The sequence below is a fragment of the Paenibacillus sp. sgz302115 genome (genome assembly GCF_056120445.1).
Map to the genome: position 1 here is coordinate 86,819 of NZ_JBVYOK010000011.1, position 20,503 is coordinate 107,321.

Genomic DNA, 20,503 nt, shown 5'->3' on the forward strand with positions numbered 1-20,503 from the left:
GCGCTCCTCCCTCAAGGGGCCGTGAACGGCGCCAGCCTCATTCCAGTACCGCGAATATAGGCTTTAATCTTGAGATCAAGCGTTCCTTTGGCAAATAATTGTTCCCAATCCTTCTCTACAGTTGCCCATACAGCCGGACTTACGCGTTTTAATTCATTTCCAAAGTTCAAATAATCGCATTTCATTTTTTGCGCCGCCTGCACAGCCTGCTGGATTTCGTCCCTCGTCTGCTTTTCCAAGGCCGCTTCCAGCTTCTTGATTTCCGCTTTTTTGCTTAAATCCACGAAGGTCTTCGTTTCATAAATATTTCCTTCCTCAGTGACTAGGAGATGGAAAACCGGCAATCCTTTCACGATCTCTACCTTGACCTTTGTTTTGGAAAACAGCACGTTAACGGCAACGGCATCCTTCATATCACTAGTGTCAACATTCAAATTGGTTTCCAGAAGCTTGTTAACAATCCATCCTGCACCTCTCGCTTCTGGACCTTCGATCCAGCCTATAAGCTTTCCTTTCTTGAATACGGCTTGACCGCTCATCAGTACGGCTGCCTGTACCTCGGATTGATCCAGATTCGTTTTCTTCTTGCCATCTTCCACGCTGCCGGTAATCCGCACCCCGCTGATGGTCATGCCGCCATTTCCTGTGATATCATTAATCGCCTCAAAAACATTGATCTTCTGGTTCTCTCCCCACACCTTTGCAGTGTTGTCCGACTTTTTGACCAGCCCAATAGAAGGAACGCTTTCCTGCGCCAATAATACCTTTAGGACCGAAGCTGCATCCGTATCCCTTGCTACCAGTATAGCCGTGTTGAGCCTGAGCTCATGCGATCTTTCAAAGATATCGAATATTTCGTTGATACCGCTTTTGGCCACAGATTCTCCCAGTACCAGTAGTTGTGTATGAGCAAAAAACAGCTTCCGGGTTGCCCGCTTCGAGGTTCTGCGAAGCGCTCCGTAGATGGTGCTGTCGGTTGAGGAATAAATGGTAATCGACGCTTGGCCGCTGCCTGCCCCTTGACTGGAGTTCGAAGCTGATGGGACCACCACCTGAAATGCAACCCGATATTTATCCGAGCCGGGCACCTTATCAATCCCGATCCCGCTCACAATCGCCAGGTCGTTCAATTCCCTGCTGTTCCAGCAGCCGGTCAGGATCACGGAGATACCCAAATATACAACCATGCAAACGATTATTTTAGCTCTCATTGCTGTTTCCCCGGCCGCTGCCTTTACCCGCCTTCTTGCGTACAATATTGGACTTGTCTGCCAGGCGCGGCCTGATCTTCGTGAAATGGATAGGGGAGCGGATAAAAATATCCTTCTGATCCTGCGGGGCAAAAGGAGCCATAGGCGACATATATGGAACTCCAAGTGAACGCAGACTGCATAAATGGGCTACCAGCATCATGCTGAATATGGCTATACCATATAGCCCCATAAACGCGGCAATAAACACAATAACAAAACGCAGCATTCGTACAGAGAGCGCCATATTAAATGCAGGGGTGGTAAAGCTTGAGATCCCCGTTAATGAAACTACGATAACCATGGCTGGAGAGACAATCCCCGCCTGAACTGCCGCCTGTCCAAGAACCAAACCTCCAATAATGGATACGGTCTGTCCAATCGGTGAGGGCAGACGAATTCCTGCCTCGCGGATAATTTCAAACGTAACCTCCATGATCAAGGCTTCGACAAAAGCAGGAAATGGCACCCCTTCCCGTTGTGAAGCCAAATTAATCAGCAGCGGAGTAGGTATCATTTCCTGGTGAAAGTTAAGCGCTGCAACAAAGATAGCAGGGCCGAACATAGAAATGAGCAGACAGAGGAACCGTAATAAACGGATCAATGTCGAAATATCAAACCGCTGATAGTAATCCTCTACGGTATGGAAAAACATAAAAAATGTTGTAGGAGCAATGAGTACAAAAGGCGTTCCATCCACAAAAACAGCAATTCTTCCATCCAGCAGATTACCGGCAACGCTGTCGGGCCGTTCCGTGTTGAATAGTGTAGGAAACGGTGAATACCCGCTTTCTTCAATTAATTGCTCAATATAGCCCGATTCCAAAATAGAATCTACCCGGATTTCCTGCAGCTTCTGCTTCAATTCCCCGAGAATCTCCTCGTTCACAATTCCGTGCATATACATAATCGCCACATCCGTCTGAGTCACCGCACCCAGCTTCATCGACTCCACCCATAGATTAGGGTTCTTAATTTTCCGGCGCACAAGCGATATATTGGTCGAAATCGTTTCCGTAAAGCTTTCCTTCGAGCCGCGGATCGACACCTGGGTTCCCGCTTCGGAGACGCTGCGCACCTCGCCTCCGCTTGTGTTGCTGCTGAGCGCTTCATCCTGGCCATCAATCAGAACGATGGTGTTCCCGGACAATAGGGCAGCAAACAGCTCGCTAAGATTTTTGACAGGCTGTTGTTTACCGACATTCAGCGCTTTTTCCTTCATGTAATTTAGAACATCCATGCCCGTTAATACCTTGGGCTCCTCTTCACCGCGATAGGCTTGAAAGGACATGGCATGTGAAATGAAATCATCAACGATTTCCTTATCGGTGATGCCTACCATGTAGACTGCAGCAACCTGGGGAGCCCATTCAATCGGTTCAAAATGGCGTATCGTCAGGTCCAGACTGTCTCCCAGACCTTTTCTGATCTGCTGCAAATTATCCTCAAGGCTGTGGGAGAGCGGGGAGTTTTGGCTGCTGTCATCAGCTTTTCCGGTTGTTTTCGGTTCTTTTCTTCGAATAGCCATTATCAGCACCTCCTGAACATACTATTCGCCCGCTACCCTCTTTTTATGCAGCTTATGGAATACGCTCAAGCACAGAGCAACAAGAGACCGCCTGCATGTAGAATTCTCTACACACGGGCGGCCTCTTAGAGCGCTGCAATTCCGTTAATAGTATGCCTGCTAGTGATCGTCGCTTACGCCGAGCGCTTTGTTTTTCTCCTTGAACCGGTCATTATGCGAAGAGACATAGGCTACCTTGGGAGCCTCAGGATCTATATACAGCTTCGCACTGTTCAGAGCCAGTACCGCATCGGTGAAGGTTCCGGCAATCAGCCGGACCTTGCTGCTGTAGTCTACAAAATCCCCTGCGGCAAATACACCCGGAAGGTTCGTCTCAAGCCTTCCGCTGACGCTCACGCACCATTCGCCCATATCCAGTCCCCATTCTCTCAGCGGTCCAAAATCACTTTTCAGGCCGTGGTTCACAATTACTGCGTCAACCTCAAGCTGCTCGCTTGCGCCGGATTCAACATGGCTGATCGTAACCTTGTCAATTTCCTCCCCACTACTGCTGTGCAACTGGCTTACCGCATGGAGAACACGCACATCAACAGAGGATGCCTTCATACGCGCAATGTTCTTCTCATGGCCGCCGAACTGATCGCGCCGGTGCACAATTGTCACGCTGGCAGCAATGGACTCCAGCTCATTGGCCCAATCCACCGCCGAATCCCCGCCGCCGGAGATCAGTACCCGCTTGCCGCGGAACGGCTCCAGCTCCTGCACAGTATAATGGAGATTCGTCACCTCATAACGGTCCGCTCCCTCAATCTCCAGCTTCGCCATCTGCAAGATACCATAGCCGATCGTCAGAATAATCGTACGTGTCCAGTGCTGCTCGCCGGTAGCCGAGGTCAGAATGTATGTGCCGTCCTCCTGCCGCTCCTGGGCAATAATCTGCTGCCCCAAAATTATGGTTGGATCAAAGGTCCGGGCCTGCTCTGCCAGCTGGTCAATCAGCTTCCGGCAAAGAATCGGGGTGACGCCTCCCACATCCCAGATCATCTTCTCCGGATAGATGAGCATTCTTCCGCCCAGCTCTTCCTTCGCTTCAATCAGTTTTGTCTTCAAATCTCTCATACCGCTATAGAAGGCTGTATACATCCCGGCGGGACCTCCGCCAATAATGGTCACATCGTATAATTCCAGTTGACTCTTCATGATTTCCCCTCCGCAGGTATAAAGTAATTTTCAGTTGTACAAATCTCAGCTTCTAAATAAGTTGAACTTTAGATTTACATATTAAGGTCTGGTCGTAACTGCGGGGGAATGTTTGGACTTCCGGCCGCTGTTATGTTTGGATTTCCTGATTTGAACCGCTGTCTACGGTAGAAATCCAAACATAAAGGCGGACGCTACCGCTCCTACAGTTCCAAACTTCCCCTCCGCCACTTCTGCCTTTTGGTAGTTCTTTAGTTCAACTTATACAGTTATGCCTTGGTACGGGCCAGCAAATAGAGAAAATAAGGTGCGCCGATAACGGCTACGACAATCCCGGTCGGAATTTCGGACGGCTGCAGAATCCAGCGGCCAATCGTATCCGCCGTAATGACCAGCAGCGATCCAAGCAGCGCCGAAGCCGGAAGCATCAACTGGTGCTTCAGACCGACCAGCCTCCGGGCGAGATGCGGTCCGATCAAACCAACGAACCCGATTCCGCCGCTAACAGCGACACTTGCGGCCGCGAGGCCTACCGCCGCCGCAAGCAGGCGGAATTGCTCCCTGTTTACTGCCGCACCAAGTCCGATGGCGGTCTGTTCGCCCAGGTTCAGAACATTCATTACCCTGGCTTTATAAAAAACAAAGGGTAACAGAATCACAATCCAGGGAAGCAGGGAAAGCACGAATTTCCAGTTGGTTCCCCAAATACTTCCAGCCAGCCAAGTAGCGACAAACTGATATTTGTCCGGGTCCAGCCGTAAGGTCAGCACAATCATCGCTGCACTCATGCCTGCTGCAACAGCCACCCCCGTAAGGAGCAGCCGGATCGGGGAGATGCCCTGATGCCGTTTGTAAGCAAGAACATAAATCAAGGCCGCCGTAAGGGCTGCTCCGGCAAATGCCACCAGCGGCAGCAAATATACAGGCGCGGCGGATGTTGTAGGATAAAAGGATACAAGCAGCATTACCATGAGGCCCGCTCCGGCATTAATCCCCAGAATCCCGGGATCGGCAAGATCATTGCGGAATACCCCCTGCATCACCGCGCCCGAAACTGCAAGCCCCGCCCCAATCAGAACGGAGATTACGATTCGCGGCAGCCGGAAGTCAAACAAGATCAGCTCCTGTTTGTCCGTTCCCTTGCCGAGCATCGTGTCCAGCAATTCGAGCGGAGTCAAGCGTATGTATCCTGTATTCATGCTGATAATAAACACAATCACAATGAGTGCCGATACAATAGTCAGCACTTGCAGTCCGCGTCTGCGTCTAACCGCATCGAAGGACATCGTTCTTGTTGTTCTTTGCACCATTACAGCTCCCTTCTTTCTTTGCGGGCCAGATACAGAAAGAAAGGAACGCCGATAAGCGCAATAATCGCGCCCAGCGGGGTTTCATGCTGCGGAATGATCATTCTGGAACCCAGGTCGGCCAATACCACCAGCAGACTGCCAAGGATAGCGGAGCAAGGAATAATCCACCTGTAATCCACGCCTACCAAATACCGCGTCAAATGGGGAACAATCAGTCCTATGAAGCCAACAGCTCCCACGACAGCTACCGACGAACCCGCAAGAATCAGAACAAGCACAGCGCCCGCCAGCTTAATCAGGCCGGTGCGCTGCCCCAGACCCTTGGCAATGTCCTCACCCAAACTGAGCATTGTAATGGAACGGGATAATACGATTGCCCCAAGGATTGCCGCTAAGACCCAGGGGAACATAATTTTCAGCTGGAACCATGTCGTTCCTGCTACACCGCCCGCATACCAGAAGGCCAAGTCCTGTCCGATTCGGAAATACAGTGCTATACCTTCGCTAAGTGCCGAGAGCAGTGCACTGAAGGCCGCACCTGCCAACACCAGCCTTGCAGGTGTAAGTCCGCCTTTGGCGAACGCCCCGATACCGTAGACAATTCCTGCACCAGCCCCTGCACCCGCAAAAGCATATAGAATCAAATACATAAAAGACAGATTCGGATAAAAAGCAAAACAAAGCGCCAGCGCAAAGCCTGCGCCTGAATTAATGCCCAGCAGCCCTGAATCCGCCAGCGGATTGCGGGTCATTCCCTGCATAATCGCTCCCGCTACTGCAAAGCTGGCGCCGATCATAGCGCCGCCAAGCACGCGCGGCAGCCGAAGCTCCCGAATGATCTGATGATCCGTGATATCCGGGTTGAACTGAAAAATAGCGCTCCATACCACGGACAGCTTGATATCCGCAGCCCCGAACGAGACCGATACTGCAATGCCCAGCACAAGGGCAATCAGGCCACCGATCAGGATCAGCGTCGCTGCCCAAGAGCGTGAACGAAGCTTCACCTCATTCTGTCGCTGGCCGGCCTTTGTACCAGCCGCTGCCTGCAGACTCATGTCTTCCACCTTTTCCCTATGAAATTGATAATCATTATCATTATAGTATTGTAAAGGAAAGAGCCGTATTTTGGCAATGGGTAAATGCAAACTCTGAGACACATCTACCTGTGAGCACAGCAAAAAACCCCGGCAAGCATCCTATGATTAGCCCATTTCGCCCGGGGTTTTGGTTTTGAAGTTTTAGGGGTATTGCTTTCAATTTATCTGGTGTAATCCTCATACGAATCGCGCTGGTTCACTTTGTGGTACATGTATTCGTCATTTTTCAGCTTGTAGAGCTGGCCCATCCCGGCAAAGATGAAGAACAGGACCAGGATTAAGGAGTATGCATACATAAACTTGTTAAAATAGAAGCACAGCACAATAGCCACAAACGTCAGCAGCAGCAGCCCGACCGCGATTCTGCCCAGTATCTTTTTCATAGCAGGTCCCTCCAGAGGAAGTTTTACATCATAATACCACTTTTTTCTGGCATATAATGTCGAAACATGTCATTAGTCATGATTAATTCCCCTTGGCTCCACTCCGCCAAAAGAAAGAATATGCACACTTAATCCCAGCCCTAGCTCACCAAGTGCCCTAACTGTTTCCGGGGGGAGATCCATACCCATCTGTCCGTATTCGGACCTCAGATAAGCGTTAAGATGTACTCTCTCATATTTTTGCTGCAGCTTGCTGATCTCCTCCCGGTACGGAAGCAGCTTATCCAGTAAACGGGTAAGCGCGGCTTCCGGTGCCGTATCCTCAAAAAACTTCTCTTTTAAGTGCCAACTGTCGAACGGAACTTTCCTTTGGCTTGCTTGCGCTACGATCTGTCCCTTTTTAATGATACGGCTTGGAGCCGAACTCAGCATTGTACTAATCTCCTCAAAATCCAAGCTGTCAGCGTATATACTGAAGGAAAACTCACCTTCCATACTTATACCTCATTTCAATTCTCATAAGAGTTCTTCTATTCTCCTTCTATTCATACCATAATCCCTTCCGGTTGTCCTGAGCAGATGCGCAAAAAGGGAGTCCCTTTGCCAACGCTGTGGCTGCTGGAGCTCCCAATTTATAATCTCCTTTATAAACCCGCCTTGAACTGCTTACAGCAGCTTCGAAATGACCGTTCCCGATAACAGCTGGCCCAGCGTCTGGTCAAGCGGCAGCGGCTTGTTGCCGAGGCAGGTTCGCACGGCGGTCAGCAGCACACGCACATCGAATTTGCTCGGGTGCACGGGGATCACTTCTTTTTCCAGCGCCAGTAGGCTATATACGGCCATCATTGCTGATCTCACCGAATATTCCACGGTAAACACACAGTCGTCCGGTACTTCGGCGAATTGGCCGAGGAATGCCAGGTTCGTGCTGCCCTGCGGTACAACCTGCGGACGGTCGCCGGCAACGCGCGGCATGAACTGTGAGGTGATGTAAGGCATCATGCAAGGGATAACGTTGGTGGTATGAGCCAGAATTTCCGGGATGCGGTCCTTCAGCCCCATGTGGTAGCACAGCTCCTCCAGCAGCTCGCGTCCGGTGCAATCGCTCATTTTCTTTTTGATATAGTTGCCTTCGGCATCCGGGAAGAGGCCATACGCCCACAGCACCTTCACATTGTCCGGCTGGTTGATGAAATGCGGCTGCTTCGGTGCAGTCCACGACATCATCCAGTTGGAATCCTTAATCGTGACTACGCCGCCCATCCCCGGCAGATCGCCGGTCAGCTCTAGCAAGTAAGGGAACACGATCTCATCATCGGTAAAAGTCATCGTAAAAGACAGCCATTTGCTCTTGTCAATGTCCCCGCAGAACACTTCCGGATGGCCGAAATCAGGAGATTTGGCGGCAAGCTTTTCCCATAGACTCCAGCAGCCGCGCTCTGTGACTGAACGGTTGAGGACCGCCGGATGCTCCAGGTCGCCAAGGGTAGAATTCTCTGTCATGGAGCCGTTCGTTACCATCACCAGATCACTGCGCGAGGTTGAAATCGTCTTCGGAGCTCCGTTCACCAGGACATGAATCGCCGTAACGGTCTTCTCGCCGCCGCTGAAATCCACATCCAGATCGGCAACCTGATACCCTTTGTCAAAATGAACGCCCTTGCTCTCCAGCCATTTCATCAGCGGAAGAATCAGCGAGTCGAACTGGTTGTATTCCGTATGCAAAATACCCTTCAGTTGATTCATTCCCGAGATCAGGTGCATGAACCGTTCCATGTAGCGCTTGACCTCAACCACGCTGTGCCAATTCTCAAACGCGAACATTGAGCGCCAGAAATACCAGAAGTTCGTTTCCAGAAAGCTCGGGTCAAAAAACTGCTCAATCGTCACCGCGCCCAGCTTCTCTTCGGTCACCATTGCCAGCTTGCCCAGCTGCAGCGCATGCGCCGTAGACAGTCCAAGCGAGGAGAAATCTGCCTTCTGCCCCGCATTTTCCACCAGACGGCAGTGAGATTCGATCGGCTCGGCAAGGTTCAGCTCACGGAATTCGTCCAGCACCGTCCGGTCGGGATTGGTCAACGACGGAATGAAGCCGAACAGCTCCATGAAGCATTCAAAATGCTCCTCTATCTCGCGTCCGCCCCGGGCGCTATAGCCGTCCTTGGCATTACCTGCTCCGTCCATCGAACCGCCGTATACGGCCGATTGCTCCAGAATGTGAATATTCCGGCCGGGCATATGCCCGTCACGGATCAGAAAAGCCGCTGCCGACAGTGAACCGATGCCTCCTCCGATCAGATAAGCTTTTCTCGATGCGATGCCTTCCTGTACCAGCGGGTGAATTCTTTGATAAGTGCCCATTTGTCTCCGTCCCTTCCTCAATCACCAGGATAAGTGCCTTTGAATGACTTCACTATACCCAGCGGGAGAAAAGAATTCTATGGACAGCTATTCGCATCTGTACAGCGTTTACACATATGGCGGGGATTGTGTCATTTTATCGCAGCCGTTTGGTATTTCGCCAGACTCCGGGAGATGCTGCCGTCCATAATCCGGGCAACCTTGCCCACGATCTGGGCCGGATCAGAGTTCGCTCCTGCTTTTAGCCAATGGATCACCTGCTCCAGAATAGCCAGCGTATAGAAATCGGCGATTTCCTGCTTGGCCTGGACGCTTGCCCGCAGCTCCTCCAGCGCATCCAGCTCATCCACAACCTTGATCATGACGCCATAAATCACACCGTACAGAAACTTCTCCAGATGCTCGCGCCCCAGGGAATGGAAGGTATTCAGGCAAATGGTTTTGTTGCTCTGGGTATAGTACAGCACGCTCAAAAATCCTTGCTTCCAGCCGGCGGCATTGCGGTACTGCTCAAGTCCTTCAATAATTTCGGTCTGATAGACCCAGCCCAGCAGCTCATAGATATCTTGAAAATGATTGTAAAAGGTATGCCGGGTCACGCCGCAATCGGCGGTAAGCTGCTGAATGGTGATTTTGTGGAGCGGCTTTGTGAGCATCAGCTTTTTGAGTGAGCGGGCCAATGCATTTTTGGTGACTTGTGAATAGGTCATGCCTGCTTTCTGCCCCCTTTTTTGAAAATTACGGCTAATGAGTGCTCTTTCTGCCATCACTAATTATCATTCTATGTAAAAGCTTACTTCTCCTTCCATCTCAAATGCAATAGGAGCAAAGTATTAAGCTAAAATCTGGATTTTACCGATAGGAGAGGGAGAAGCTTCTTTTACAAGGATGGGAGGGGGTAAGTGAAATGTCGTTTCCTTTTGATTGCATCACAAATTTTATGTTCTTCGAGACGCAAATGGAGCCGGCGGATGTTATCTTGATTCCGGGCAGCAGTCAACCTCAGTTAATGGCGAAGGCAGCAGAATTATACCATCAGGGATTGGCGCCTTTTGTACTTCCTTCAGGAGGTGCAACCCCTAATGTGGAGACAACGGAATGGGCATTTTTACGGGATGAAGGCGTCCGGTTAGGGATACCCAAGGATGCAATACTACAAGAGGATCAAGCGGCAAATACCTTTCAGAATTCAAGTCTGTCCCTAGAGGTCTTAACACAAGCCGGGATCTATCCTAAATAAATAATCCTGGTGTGTAAGAACTACCATGCCCGCAGAGCCTTATTGACCTACCAAATCGACTTTCCCAGGGAAACGGCTTTTCTGGTTAGCTCATCAAAAAATCCAGCACATTCAATCCGGTAGACGTGTTGGCCTTATACAGCTCGGTGTAGCCGCACTCCTGGCAGCTGATCGTAATGAATTTCTTATTCTGGACATCAAAAAGCTTCGCAAAGTTGCCGCCGGTCGCCTGGAATTGATCCACAGCGTAATCTTTACAGCCGCATTTACTGCAAATAAAATGTTTTCTAGCCATGGTACTCTCCTCCAAAAGGTTTCTCTGTTTAGTTTCTGTTTCGTCCAATAGTTATTACATCGGCTTAATCAGTTTAGAATATAATCTCATTTCCTTACAATGATTCCAAAGGCGCAAAGCTGTATTTTTTTTCACTTGATGATTAGGCCGTATTTCATTGGCAGCTGGCGAATTTATAATCCAATCATACCACCCAAAATTTTTCCAATCCAGTTAATTGGTAAAAACAATTAAAGACCCCCTTATAACAAGGAGATCCCTCAAGCACACTTTTCCAAAATCCTTCGTCAGTTGCAGCGATTAAAATGTTCTCCCTGCCAGTCGCCCGGCTAAGCTGTCCCACCGCCACGGCACGTCATATCCCTGCAAATGCAGGCCTCCATACCACTCGTCAATCCCTTGCACCGCAACGCGGTCTGCCGCTCCGTCCAATATTCGTTCCCCCAGCTCAGTCAGATCTAGATGGCGGTTCAAAAAGTTCGGGATTTCTCTGAAATCTGCCACTGCTGCCACGCCGTCAATACTAATTAAAGGATGGCTGCCCACCGCCAAAGCGCGGAGAAATTTCCAATATTCAAGATCCCCCATGCCGAGAACATGCAGCGTGTCCGTAACCTGACGGAATAACTCCAGCGGTGTATTGACTCCAGCCCGAACGGCCTCAAGTGTTGTCTGTTCCACGATCCCAAGACCGGAGCGCACCGAAGGCAACCGCGATAAATGAGCTCTGAAGGCTTCGTAGGCAAAAGGTAGGGCGGATGCCTCCAAGTCCGCTCTCCTCTTTTCCAGCAAATCAGCCATTCGAACGGGGTCTGGAGACGCGTATGCCTGCCACAGCTCGCTTCCAAGCTCCATTTCTTGCCGGCCAATCGTCCGCCAGGTCCCGGATAAGGTCTTGAGCTGGGCCGGAGACAGCTGGCCAAGACCGTGGAACCGCTCAATTCCCGGAAACTCTCCGATACAGAGCAGACTCAGCTTCGTGCGGCCAATCTTATGCCTTGTGAACCAATGCAGCAGGTAAGAAAGCATGCTCTGATCGAACAGGTCATGCTCGAACCATAATATGACTTCGTCATACCGGGTTAAGCCATGAAGCTTCTTCTCTTGTTCCTCACAACCCGCTATGTATTCAGCGGACGGGATGCCGAGTCTTTGCTCCAAGTATTGGGCACGTTGTTCACGTTCTTTTACCCCGGAAAGTTCTTCAAATATGGGACCGGAAGAGTAAATTTCTCTCCATACCAGTACATCGCCCTGCACGATCCCCTTCTTCAGCATGTCGCCTACAACATCACCGTTGACAATATGCAGCATGTGCCTGCCTCCTTCATACAAATGATTGAATACAGAAGCCAGGTCGGCTACAGGCAGCGCACCTCTTAGCTTTTGCCGGGCATCATATAGCCGCTTCTTGAGTGTCGGGACCGGAATGCCCAGATAATCGGAAATTTCCTGAAGGGAGTATCCATAGAAATAAAATAGCTGTACCGGCACACGCAGCTTGGACGACAACGCCGCCACTGTGCGCTGAAGTACCTGCTCCTCCGCCTTTCGTTCCGCGATTTCCGCTACCCCCTGAGAATCCTGGGAGCAAAACATAGCTTCCTCCAAAGGAAGCATGGCATGGCTTTTGCGCCGCAAAGTCCGCTGACACTGCCTTACAACAATAGTCTTGAACCAGCCCGGAAACGCAGACGGCTCGCTCAATTTGCCCAGATTCACTAAGGCTTCCACGGACGCTTCCTGTACAGCATCCTCCGCCAGATGGACATCCTTCAGCAGATCATAAGCCACCGCATAAGCCATCCCGCGAAAATGCAGCATCAGCTGTCCGAACGCCTCTGCGTCCCCCTTCCTCGCATCCTCTACCCACTGCCGCATGTTTCCCGCACCTCTTTTCTTCTGTATTCATAATCTAAGTGCCACGTTCGCGGGGAAAGGTTACATTTCATTATAAAGTCAACAATCCCCGAATGACCAAAATCCATCCAATTTCCAAATTTATACGCTATACTTCAGGGTAGGAGTGATACATATGAAACGAATTCTAGTGATTGAGGATGAACCGGATATACAGGAAATGCTCATCGCCTATTTGAGGGACTCAGGCTACCAGACGGGAGCTGCGGACGACGGAATTATGGCCCTGGATCTATTCCATAACGAAAAGTGGGACCTGATTCTGCTGGATGTCATGCTGCCCAAAATTGACGGTTACGGGGTCTGCGAGCTGATTCGCCGTGAATCAGGCATTCCCATCATTATGCTTACCGCTCTGGATGCGGAAGAAAACCAGCTCAGAGGTTTCGATTTAAACATTGACGATTATGTAACCAAACCCTTCTCCATGCCGGTTCTATTGAGGAAAATCGCCGCAGTTCTGCGCCGGATGGGCAGCGATGAAGCGGATAACCACCTGCTGGTCTACAAGGATCTCGTATTAGACCTGGACGCCTATCAGCTCACTGTGGACGATCTTCCGCTGGATTTGACCAGCCGGGAATTCGAATTGCTGAGGGAGCTGCTGCAAAATCAGGGGCGGGTATTAACCCGTACGGTTTTACTCGGCCGCTTGTGGAATTACGATTTTTTTGGCGATGAGCGGATTGTGGACAGCCACATTAAGAATCTGAGAAAAAAGCTGGACAGGGACTATATTGAAACGGTCCGGGGGGTTGGATATCGTGTTGCAAAAACAAATTAAGGCGCTGCGGAGCAGCTTGACAGCACGCGTATTTATAATTACGGCGCTGATTCTGGCGGCGGCCTGCGGCATAACCTATGCTTTTATCGTTTGGACCACTCCGATTACCTTTACTTCCATCGTCAAGAACGATCTGGAGAACCGCTCTGTTAGGCTGTTGAATGATTTGCAGCAAACTGCACTTAAGGACAGCGGGCCAATTATAGACCGTTTCATGATTGAGACAGGGGCCGAAGTCACGCTTCTGAATGCCGAGGGCCGCAAAATGGACCTGCCGGTTTCCGAAGAAATTAGCGGAGTCCGCAGCGATAACTCGAATGTTTCTGTGACAACTTCCATCACGCATAGCCCGGGAGACAAGCTTGATACAGCCACCACACAGGCAAACAGCGTAGAGGTCATGAGTCCAGAAAGCAATAGCGCCATTTCTATAACACGTGACTCCTCTTCGTATACATTCACCTTTCGGGATTCCGCTAAACCCTACACTCTGACGGTTTTTTCCGGATTGACAGTCGTAAACCGTACAAAACAGGCGCTGACGCAGGTCTGGCCCTATTTGGCGCTGGTCGTGCTGGCAACCTCACTGCTTGGCGCGATGTTGTATTCCCGGTACATTACAAAACCCATTGTCCGGCTCAGCGCGATTTCGCAAAAAATGGCCGATTTAAACTTTACATGGAGATGCCAGGAAAAACGTACGGATGAAATCGGGGTGCTGGGCCGAAATTTGGACGAGCTGTCAAACCGACTGTCCTCCGCTCTTGCCGAATTGCAGACGGCCAACGCCGCCCTGCACCAGGAGCTGGACAGGAAGATGAGGCTGGAGAGGCAGCGGATGACGTTTTTTTCCGCAGCTTCCCACGAATTAAAAACACCGATCACCATCCTGAAGGGACAAATATCCGGGATGCTTGCAGGTGTGGACATATACCGGAACCGTGACAAATATCTGCTCCGTTCTCTTGCTGTGACCAACCGCATGGAGGGATTGGTTGGCGAAATGCTGGAGATATCCAGATTGGAGAATGCCGGCTTCACCCTGAAGCGGGAAGCCGTCGATTTGTCCTCCCTCGTCCTAACTCAAGCTGAACAGGCCGCAGAATTAGCTGAGCAGAAGGAGCAGACGCTGGAAGTGCAAGCTGCTCCGGGATTGACAGTGTGCGGCGATACGGCGCTGCTGGGCCGGTCAGTGGCCAATCTAATCACCAACGCCATTTTTTACTCCCCCAAGGGTGCTTCCATATCTGTGTCCCTGTCTGCAGAAGACAGCATTCCCGTTCTGATCATCAAAAACAGCGGTGCCTCTATCCCGGAGAACGACTTGCCGCATATATTCGAAGCCTTTTATCGGGTCGAGTCTTCACGCAATCGCGAGAGCGGCGGCAACGGCCTGGGGCTGCACATTACCAAAATCATTCTGGACCGCCACGGCGCGAGGTGCCAGATCATAAATTCTGACAATAGTGTAGTGGTGACAGTAACCTTCAAGTGAACTACACGCCACCTAAGAGGTAGGTGCTTCTTGGTCAATAGAGCTACTGCTCCAAGTTTACCCAAGCTTAGGGGATAGTTCCTATCCCGCCACTTTAGAAATGGGGGAATTCTAACAACTGATGGTTAAAGCCATTCTAGCCTCTAACGGCGGCACACATTCGTGCCGCTGTTTTTTTAGTTTGTTTCTCCATACAATCTACAAATTAAATCCAACTCTGATTCAAAATAAGAAACTATTATTGTCAACAACAGGGTGCAGGCCTCCTGCACTCTATGAAACTCTCAACAGAAAGGATCATTAACAACATGCAAATAACCGTTGACCACTTGAGCATGACCTATCCTGCCGGCAAACAAGCCTTGCGGGATGTAAGCCTGAAGCTCGAGACACCCAATCTGATTGGCCTGCTTGGCCCAAACGGAGCCGGCAAATCCACACTTATGAAGCTGCTGGTGGCAGGCCTTCTGCCTACAGAAGGCTCCATTATGATTGACGGCAAACCCCTGTCAGCCTGTGAAAAGGCACTAAAATCCAAATTGGGGTATTTGCCGCAAACCTTTGGCCTGTTCGACGAGCTTACCGTGTGGCAGTTTCTGGACTACATGGCTGCACTCAAAGGCATCCCTAACAGCAAGGAGGCAATCAACAAGGCTATTGCCGACACCGGCCTGGAAGATAAGCGCAAAGCCCGTATCCGCACACTCTCCGGCGGACAGCGGCAACGCGTAGGCATCGCGCAGGCGATGCTTGGGGAGCCGGAATTTCTTATTTTTGATGAGCCAACTGTAGGACTTGACCCTGAGGAGCGCATCCGCTTCCGGAATTTCTTCTCCCGGATGGCCCAGAACAAAATCGTATTGCTCTCCACCCACATTATTGAAGATGTGCAGTCCGTGTGCAATCTGCTTATCGTCATTAACGACGGAAAAGTCCTGTTCACTGGACGCCCGGACGAGCTTATACGGCTGGCACAAGGGCATGTGGGCGTCTTTATGGAAAACGAAGCCAATGACGATGGCCAAACGATTCTCATTACTTCCCGGATCAACACCGCGCGGGGCGTGTCCTGCCGGGGCGTGGCAGACAGCTTGCCCAGCTATGCCCAGCCGGTAGAGCCAACGCTGGAGGATGCCTATCTGTTTCTTGTTGAAAAAGGAGGCGCCCTGCAATGACTTTTTATTCCCTGCTGCGAGTGGAAACCCGGCGGCTTTTTCGGGACAGGCTTACCTGGCTGCTTACGGCAGTCACCGCCCTGGCACCGGCTCTGGGGGTGTGGGTCTATCGACCATTACCCTCCTACTCGAGTAGTAGTTACCTCACCTCTGTCAACGGAACCTATCTGGGTAATCCCGCAATGGTGGGGGCACTGGCAGGAGCAGTTTTGTTTGCCCTGCTGACAGCCCTTGAACTCAACCGGGTGCATCGAACGCGCACGGACGTGCTGACAGATGCTATTGTTTCGCCCTTCAGTGCGGCGGTAGTCCGAACATTGGCATTAATTCTGGTTGCCGCTGCTGCTCAAGTATTGACTCTGCTGGCCTGGTTTCCTTTTACACACGCGCAAATCGGTGCTGTGTTCCGTTTAGACCTTTATGTAACGGTATATCTGGCCGTTATGCTGCCAGCCATGATCTTTGCCGTTTTGTTCACCGCAGCGGCTTATCACATCACCCGGCGGCTGGATCTGACTCTGGCTCTTTTTGCCGCATTTGTACTGCTGAGCTTAATTGTCTGGGGTGAGCATTGGCTGCTCCGCTGGATCAATCCGTCAATAAGCTATTTGTCCGATGTGTTTGGAACCTCCCGGCTGCTGAGGTCGGTTTGGTGGAACCGCCTGTTCTGGCTGCTGCTTCTCAGCGCCGCCTGGATCGCCTCCTTTCTCGGTGTGCGGCGATATAACAAAGGTCTGTTTGGTTCATTGGCCTTGAACATCCGCAAGCTCTATGTGCCGCTGCTGGCGGCAGTACTTGCGGTTGGCGGATGCCTGACCTACACCTCACAGCCCTTTTTGGACCATAGCAAGAAGGAGATCAATTTCGCTGCGAATGACAACATCCAATTCAATGAACAAGTAACCATCTCGTCAATTCATGTAACAGCGAACCCCGATCTTGCCGCCGGACGCCAGCGGGGCGAAGCCGTATTCAAACTGCTGAACGCCAGCGGCAAGACTCAGACCATTTCTTTTTCGGTCATTCCGGGTTACACCTTCACTTCGGCTACCGCCAACGGCAAGGCCACTTCCTTCCGGGATTTGGCTAATGACGAGCTGAACGCAAAAACGATGGAGGTGGATATTCCCGCCGAAGAGAAGATCGAGCTTTTCCTTGAATACGGAGGATTTCCGCAGGAATGGAATATTCTTGAGCTTACTCAAGGAGGAACTGAGCAAATCAGCAGAGATTATGTTTATTTGGCCAATCAAAGCTTTGCTCCCCTTCCTTTGAACTTTGACTGGCAACCGGATGGCGTTCCTGACTATACCATCGACCTGTCGCTGCCCTCCGGTATGACGCCGGTTTTCTTCGGCACCGAAACCGCAGTGCAAACCGGTGAACATTTGGACGGCACTGTGCAATGGAGAGTTAAAACGAGCAGAACAAGCGCTATCCTATACGCGGGTGACTACGCTTCGCACAACATCAAAGCCGCTGGCATTGACGTGGATTTTTGGTACAGCGCCAAGCATGCGGCCATTATGAAGCAATTTAATGTGGATGACGTTATCAGACAAGTATTTGAGTACTGCACTACACATTACGGGCCGCTGCAATTTTATAAGGACGGCAAGATGAGAATTGTTGAAATCGGATCATCGGGCGGAGGTTATGCCGGCAACGGGGCCAGTGTTATGGGAGAGGACAGCTTTAGCGAGCGGGGCCTTAAGGACTCCCGTAAAGGTGCTGGCGGCAATGAAGTGCTGGCGCACGAAATTATCCATCAGTGGTGGGGCCTCGGCAATATGTTCTCCCAGGAAGACCCCGAAGCCACCTGGAGTTCAGAAGGGCTCACCGTCTACACCACCTATCGCCTGATGAAGGAGTTGTACGGGGAAGCGTACGCCAAACAAAACTATGTGGACCACTGGCGGGCTGAGGTGAACGACTACTACCAAAATTTCTACATCCGCAATCCGGAGTATCTGGAGAAACTGCCGAAATCCTATCGGACGGATCTGACCAACAGCTTGTCTCAGATGAGACAATACTCCGAAATGCCACTGAAAATTTTGAAAGCAGAGCAGCTTGTTGGCGGAGAGAAAAAGATGGATGCCATTTTGAGCGGACTTTTTAATCGGGAAATCGACCCTAACTCTCCGTATTTGACCTATCAGCAATTTTTGGACGCCTGCGGCTTAACGAAGGAGGAACTGAAGCTTGAATAAGATCTTTTTTTATGAACTTCGCATTATTGTATGCAGCAAATTTTATTGGGGCTTTGTCGCCATCTCGCTCTGTTTTGGCTGGCAGATTCTCAGCACCAGAACGGTCCAAGGCGTAGCGCATACCGCACCCTTCTCTCCCTGGAGCTTTGGCAGTTATCTGGCGGAAATGCTGCCTCTATTGTCCATCGCGCTATTCTTCTTTTTGTGGAGCTTTTTCTCCGGCAAGGCCCGCCGCGTGGAGACACTGACAGCCGCAACGCCAACTCCACCCGCCCGGCATCTCGCGATTAAATGCGCTGCAGCAGCTACCGCATGGCTTGCGCTCGCTTTTTGCACCGTCTTGCTGGGCATCGTTTTTTTACTTGTTCTATTTGGAGCATCTGTACCTGTATCCGCGCTGCTTGCCCCAACCTTGATGGTTCTGCTGCCGGTGCTCATATTTCTGCTGGGACTCGGCCTGCTGGTAGGCTCCACCCGCCCGTCATTGCTGTTATTTGTGCTGATCCCTCTGTTCCTCCTGCTCTCTCTCCTGCCGCTTCCGGCAGCGGTTGACTTGCTCGGCGCAGATTTCTTTACTGCCTATCCGCTATCGCTTGGCACCCTTGACCCCGGCTTTTCTGTTCCGGGTTCCGTTGTTATGGGCAAGCTTTCTTATACGCTGCTGGGCGGAGTTTTACTGCTGTATACCGTTCTAAATAAAAAGGACAGACGGATGTAATCAGAATGATGAGGTAGAAGAGATTGTGAAACAAATTGGGCTATTCCAGATGGATACAAGAAAGACCTTGAGGTGTTTTTGCCTCAAGGTCGGGGTTAATTGTTTTTCCGCGGCTGGTCGCTGAGCGTCAACACGATGGTAGTTTCCAGTTCTTCTATGACTCTAAGCTAAAGACTACGAGTGCTCGACCGCCGAATGAGGTGTTCCAACACTTCCCGTTGTTTATCGCGAAGCGAGGATCTTTTCTCTCTTTGGTCCTCTTACCATGGGAATCACCTTCTTAATCAATTTTTTTGGGAGTTAGTTGCTCTTCTTTTAGTTTCCACCAATTAGTTTGCTCATAGTATATTGTTTTTGCCCAAAAATCAGGAGATTCATGAAAAATCATATCATCTTCTGATGTGAAGTCATTGCCCTTCCAAAAAGAATTGATTCTAAGAAAAGCCTCTTCCTCTGAAATACCGAATAAGTCCATTAGTTGTTGCACAATAACCAAACAGTAAATTTCTGAACATAAACAAGTTGGAATAAGAATTTGGTTCTTTAACATTATTTTTTCGCTCCATAATTATTTGATGTAATATCTCGAACCAATATGCCCCTTAACTATTTTATTAGCTAAGCTTCGGTTATGAATACAGATTTGTCAACACTGTACATGTACGAACAGGCATACTAGAGAAATATCATACGAGGGTGATGAAGGTTAATTCCCTTCAGGACGTGCCACCCGATTCAATAGGCACTGAGTGGCTTAAAAAGAAAGCCTTGAAGGTTTCATCCCTCAAGGCTAAACATGTATTACATCCTCATTTATTTACTATACAACTCAAGTCTATCTGACGTAAGAAATCGTAACGAAGATTCATCCACAGCACCTAACTTAATAAACTTATCACGAGCTTGAGCAAGAGTCATATGGTTAGGTGAACTATAATAATTTGGATCTCTGTTTCCATCATCTTCCCAAAAACATACTGGGCAAATATAGTATTCACCTTTTGTAGGAAGTGTCTTAAATTCACAACACGGACAACTATAAAGTTCTTCCTGTAAACCCTCAACCTCCTGATTGGAGTGTAAGATTACTGATATTCTCTTCGATAAATACTCATTTCTGACCCCAAGATACTTTTTTCTTAATGCTACAAATAACAACGCATTATATACTTCATCCATTACATCTCTCTGAGGTTCATCAAATTGGAGCATCTCTGATTGTAATATTTCAGGCAACTTATCAAATTCGGGATCGTCTTGGTCTATCCCCCACCAATCAATTAGGATTTCTTCCCTTTCTTCCTTAGACAAATCTTCAATCGCTGATTTTAAGATAACAGCTATTGCTTCTTCTCGATTCATTTTTTCACCTCACTTTTTTGCTTTATAAAACGCCTTTACTAACTCTTCTCTCGCCCAGCTTGCATTGCCGACACTGTTCTTATAGGCACTGGTTCCCATTAACAAACCATATAATTAGTTGTACCGGTTGGTACCCATAAAGGATGCAAAGCCGTATCGTTCCCATATT

At 50.0% G+C, this 20,503-nt stretch carries 19 protein-coding genes; 6 read left to right on the forward strand and 13 right to left on the reverse strand.

The annotated features are described in order from the left end of the window. Positions 1 to 11: 11 nt before the first annotated feature. The 9 genes from AC0LWN_RS20035 to AC0LWN_RS20075 form a co-directional block, all read right to left on the reverse strand. Positions 12 to 1,211, reverse strand: coding sequence for a Ger(x)C family spore germination protein (locus AC0LWN_RS20035; protein WP_474668383.1), 1,200 nt, complete (start codon positions 1,209 to 1,211; stop codon positions 12 to 14). Then, the gene (locus tag AC0LWN_RS20040) at positions 1,201 to 2,778 is read right to left on the reverse strand and encodes a spore germination protein (protein ID WP_474668385.1); all 1,578 of its coding nucleotides are present in this window, start codon (positions 2,776 to 2,778) and stop codon (positions 1,201 to 1,203) included. Before AC0LWN_RS20040 ends, AC0LWN_RS20035 begins: the two co-directional genes overlap by 11 nt. Positions 2,779 to 2,937: 159 nt before the next feature. Beyond that, positions 2,938 to 3,978: an NAD(P)/FAD-dependent oxidoreductase gene (locus tag AC0LWN_RS20045; protein WP_474668387.1), complete on the reverse strand. Its 1,041-nt coding sequence runs from the start codon at positions 3,976 to 3,978 to the stop codon at positions 2,938 to 2,940. A gap of 269 nt (positions 3,979 to 4,247) precedes the next feature. Further along, positions 4,248 to 5,264 carry a FecCD family ABC transporter permease gene (locus AC0LWN_RS20050; RefSeq protein WP_474668600.1) on the reverse strand — a complete coding sequence of 339 codons (1,017 nt, stop codon included), beginning with the start codon at positions 5,262 to 5,264 and terminating at the stop codon, positions 4,248 to 4,250. 23 nt (positions 5,265 to 5,287) lie between these two features. After that, positions 5,288 to 6,346 carry a FecCD family ABC transporter permease gene (locus AC0LWN_RS20055; protein ID WP_474668389.1) on the reverse strand — a complete coding sequence of 353 codons (1,059 nt, stop codon included), beginning with the start codon at positions 6,344 to 6,346 and terminating at the stop codon, positions 5,288 to 5,290. Positions 6,347 to 6,549: 203 nt separating this feature from the next. Further along, entirely contained in the window at positions 6,550 to 6,771 is a 222-nt protein-coding gene (locus AC0LWN_RS20060; protein WP_474668391.1) for a hypothetical protein, read from the reverse strand. Positions 6,772 to 6,843: 72 nt separating this feature from the next. After that, entirely contained in the window at positions 6,844 to 7,266 is a 423-nt protein-coding gene (locus AC0LWN_RS20065) for a DUF4279 domain-containing protein (RefSeq protein ID WP_474668393.1), read from the reverse strand. Between the two features lie 171 nt (positions 7,267 to 7,437). Next, a complete protein-coding gene (locus AC0LWN_RS20070; protein WP_474668395.1) occupies positions 7,438 to 9,132 on the reverse strand; it encodes an oleate hydratase in 1,695 nt (564 codons plus the stop codon). 131 nt (positions 9,133 to 9,263) lie between these two features. Next, on the reverse strand, positions 9,264 to 9,842 hold the full coding sequence (locus AC0LWN_RS20075; protein ID WP_474668397.1) for a TetR/AcrR family transcriptional regulator C-terminal domain-containing protein: 579 nt from the start codon (positions 9,840 to 9,842) through the stop codon (positions 9,264 to 9,266). A gap of 197 nt (positions 9,843 to 10,039) precedes the next feature. On the opposite strand from AC0LWN_RS20075, the gene AC0LWN_RS20080 reads away from it, so the two are divergent. Next, on the forward strand, positions 10,040 to 10,372 hold the full coding sequence (locus AC0LWN_RS20080) for a YdcF family protein (protein ID WP_474668399.1): 333 nt from the start codon (positions 10,040 to 10,042) through the stop codon (positions 10,370 to 10,372). 85 nt (positions 10,373 to 10,457) lie between these two features. Here the strand turns inward: AC0LWN_RS20080 and AC0LWN_RS20085 are convergent, their stop codons facing one another. Together AC0LWN_RS20085 and AC0LWN_RS20090 are read right to left on the reverse strand one after the other, a co-directional pair. Continuing rightward, positions 10,458 to 10,667: a zinc ribbon domain-containing protein gene (locus AC0LWN_RS20085; RefSeq protein ID WP_474668401.1), complete on the reverse strand. Its 210-nt coding sequence runs from the start codon at positions 10,665 to 10,667 to the stop codon at positions 10,458 to 10,460. A gap of 300 nt (positions 10,668 to 10,967) precedes the next feature. Then, positions 10,968 to 12,548, reverse strand: coding sequence for a sigma-70 family RNA polymerase sigma factor (locus tag AC0LWN_RS20090; RefSeq protein WP_474668403.1), 1,581 nt, complete (start codon positions 12,546 to 12,548; stop codon positions 10,968 to 10,970). 154 nt (positions 12,549 to 12,702) lie between these two features. Here AC0LWN_RS20090 and AC0LWN_RS20095 point away from each other — a divergent pair, with 154 nt between their 5' ends. The 5 genes from AC0LWN_RS20095 (at position 12,703) to AC0LWN_RS20115 (ending at position 18,972) form a co-directional block, all read left to right on the forward strand. Further along, positions 12,703 to 13,371, forward strand: coding sequence for a response regulator transcription factor (locus tag AC0LWN_RS20095; protein WP_474668405.1), 669 nt, complete (start codon positions 12,703 to 12,705; stop codon positions 13,369 to 13,371). Next, positions 13,352 to 14,866, forward strand: a complete 1,515-nt coding sequence (locus AC0LWN_RS20100) for a sensor histidine kinase (protein WP_474668407.1) — start codon at positions 13,352 to 13,354, stop codon at positions 14,864 to 14,866. Before AC0LWN_RS20095 ends, AC0LWN_RS20100 begins: the two co-directional genes overlap by 20 nt. A gap of 308 nt (positions 14,867 to 15,174) precedes the next feature. Beyond that, entirely contained in the window at positions 15,175 to 16,041 is an 867-nt protein-coding gene (locus tag AC0LWN_RS20105; RefSeq protein ID WP_474668409.1) for an ATP-binding cassette domain-containing protein, read from the forward strand. Continuing rightward, the gene (locus AC0LWN_RS20110; RefSeq protein WP_474668411.1) at positions 16,038 to 18,254 is read left to right on the forward strand and encodes a M1 aminopeptidase family protein; all 2,217 of its coding nucleotides are present in this window, start codon (positions 16,038 to 16,040) and stop codon (positions 18,252 to 18,254) included. Before AC0LWN_RS20105 ends, AC0LWN_RS20110 begins: the two co-directional genes overlap by 4 nt. Beyond that, positions 18,247 to 18,972 carry a hypothetical protein gene (locus tag AC0LWN_RS20115; protein ID WP_474668413.1) on the forward strand — a complete coding sequence of 242 codons (726 nt, stop codon included), beginning with the start codon at positions 18,247 to 18,249 and terminating at the stop codon, positions 18,970 to 18,972. The genes AC0LWN_RS20110 and AC0LWN_RS20115 overlap by 8 nt, the downstream gene beginning before the upstream one ends. A gap of 280 nt (positions 18,973 to 19,252) precedes the next feature. Here the strand turns inward: AC0LWN_RS20115 and AC0LWN_RS20120 are convergent, their stop codons facing one another. Both AC0LWN_RS20120 and AC0LWN_RS20125 read right to left on the reverse strand, forming a co-directional pair. Beyond that, positions 19,253 to 19,522, reverse strand: a complete 270-nt coding sequence (locus tag AC0LWN_RS20120; RefSeq protein WP_474668415.1) for a hypothetical protein — start codon at positions 19,520 to 19,522, stop codon at positions 19,253 to 19,255. A gap of 263 nt (positions 19,523 to 19,785) precedes the next feature. Then, positions 19,786 to 20,334: a CPCC family cysteine-rich protein gene (locus AC0LWN_RS20125; RefSeq protein WP_474668417.1), complete on the reverse strand. Its 549-nt coding sequence runs from the start codon at positions 20,332 to 20,334 to the stop codon at positions 19,786 to 19,788. Between the last annotated feature and the right edge of the window lie 169 nt (positions 20,335 to 20,503).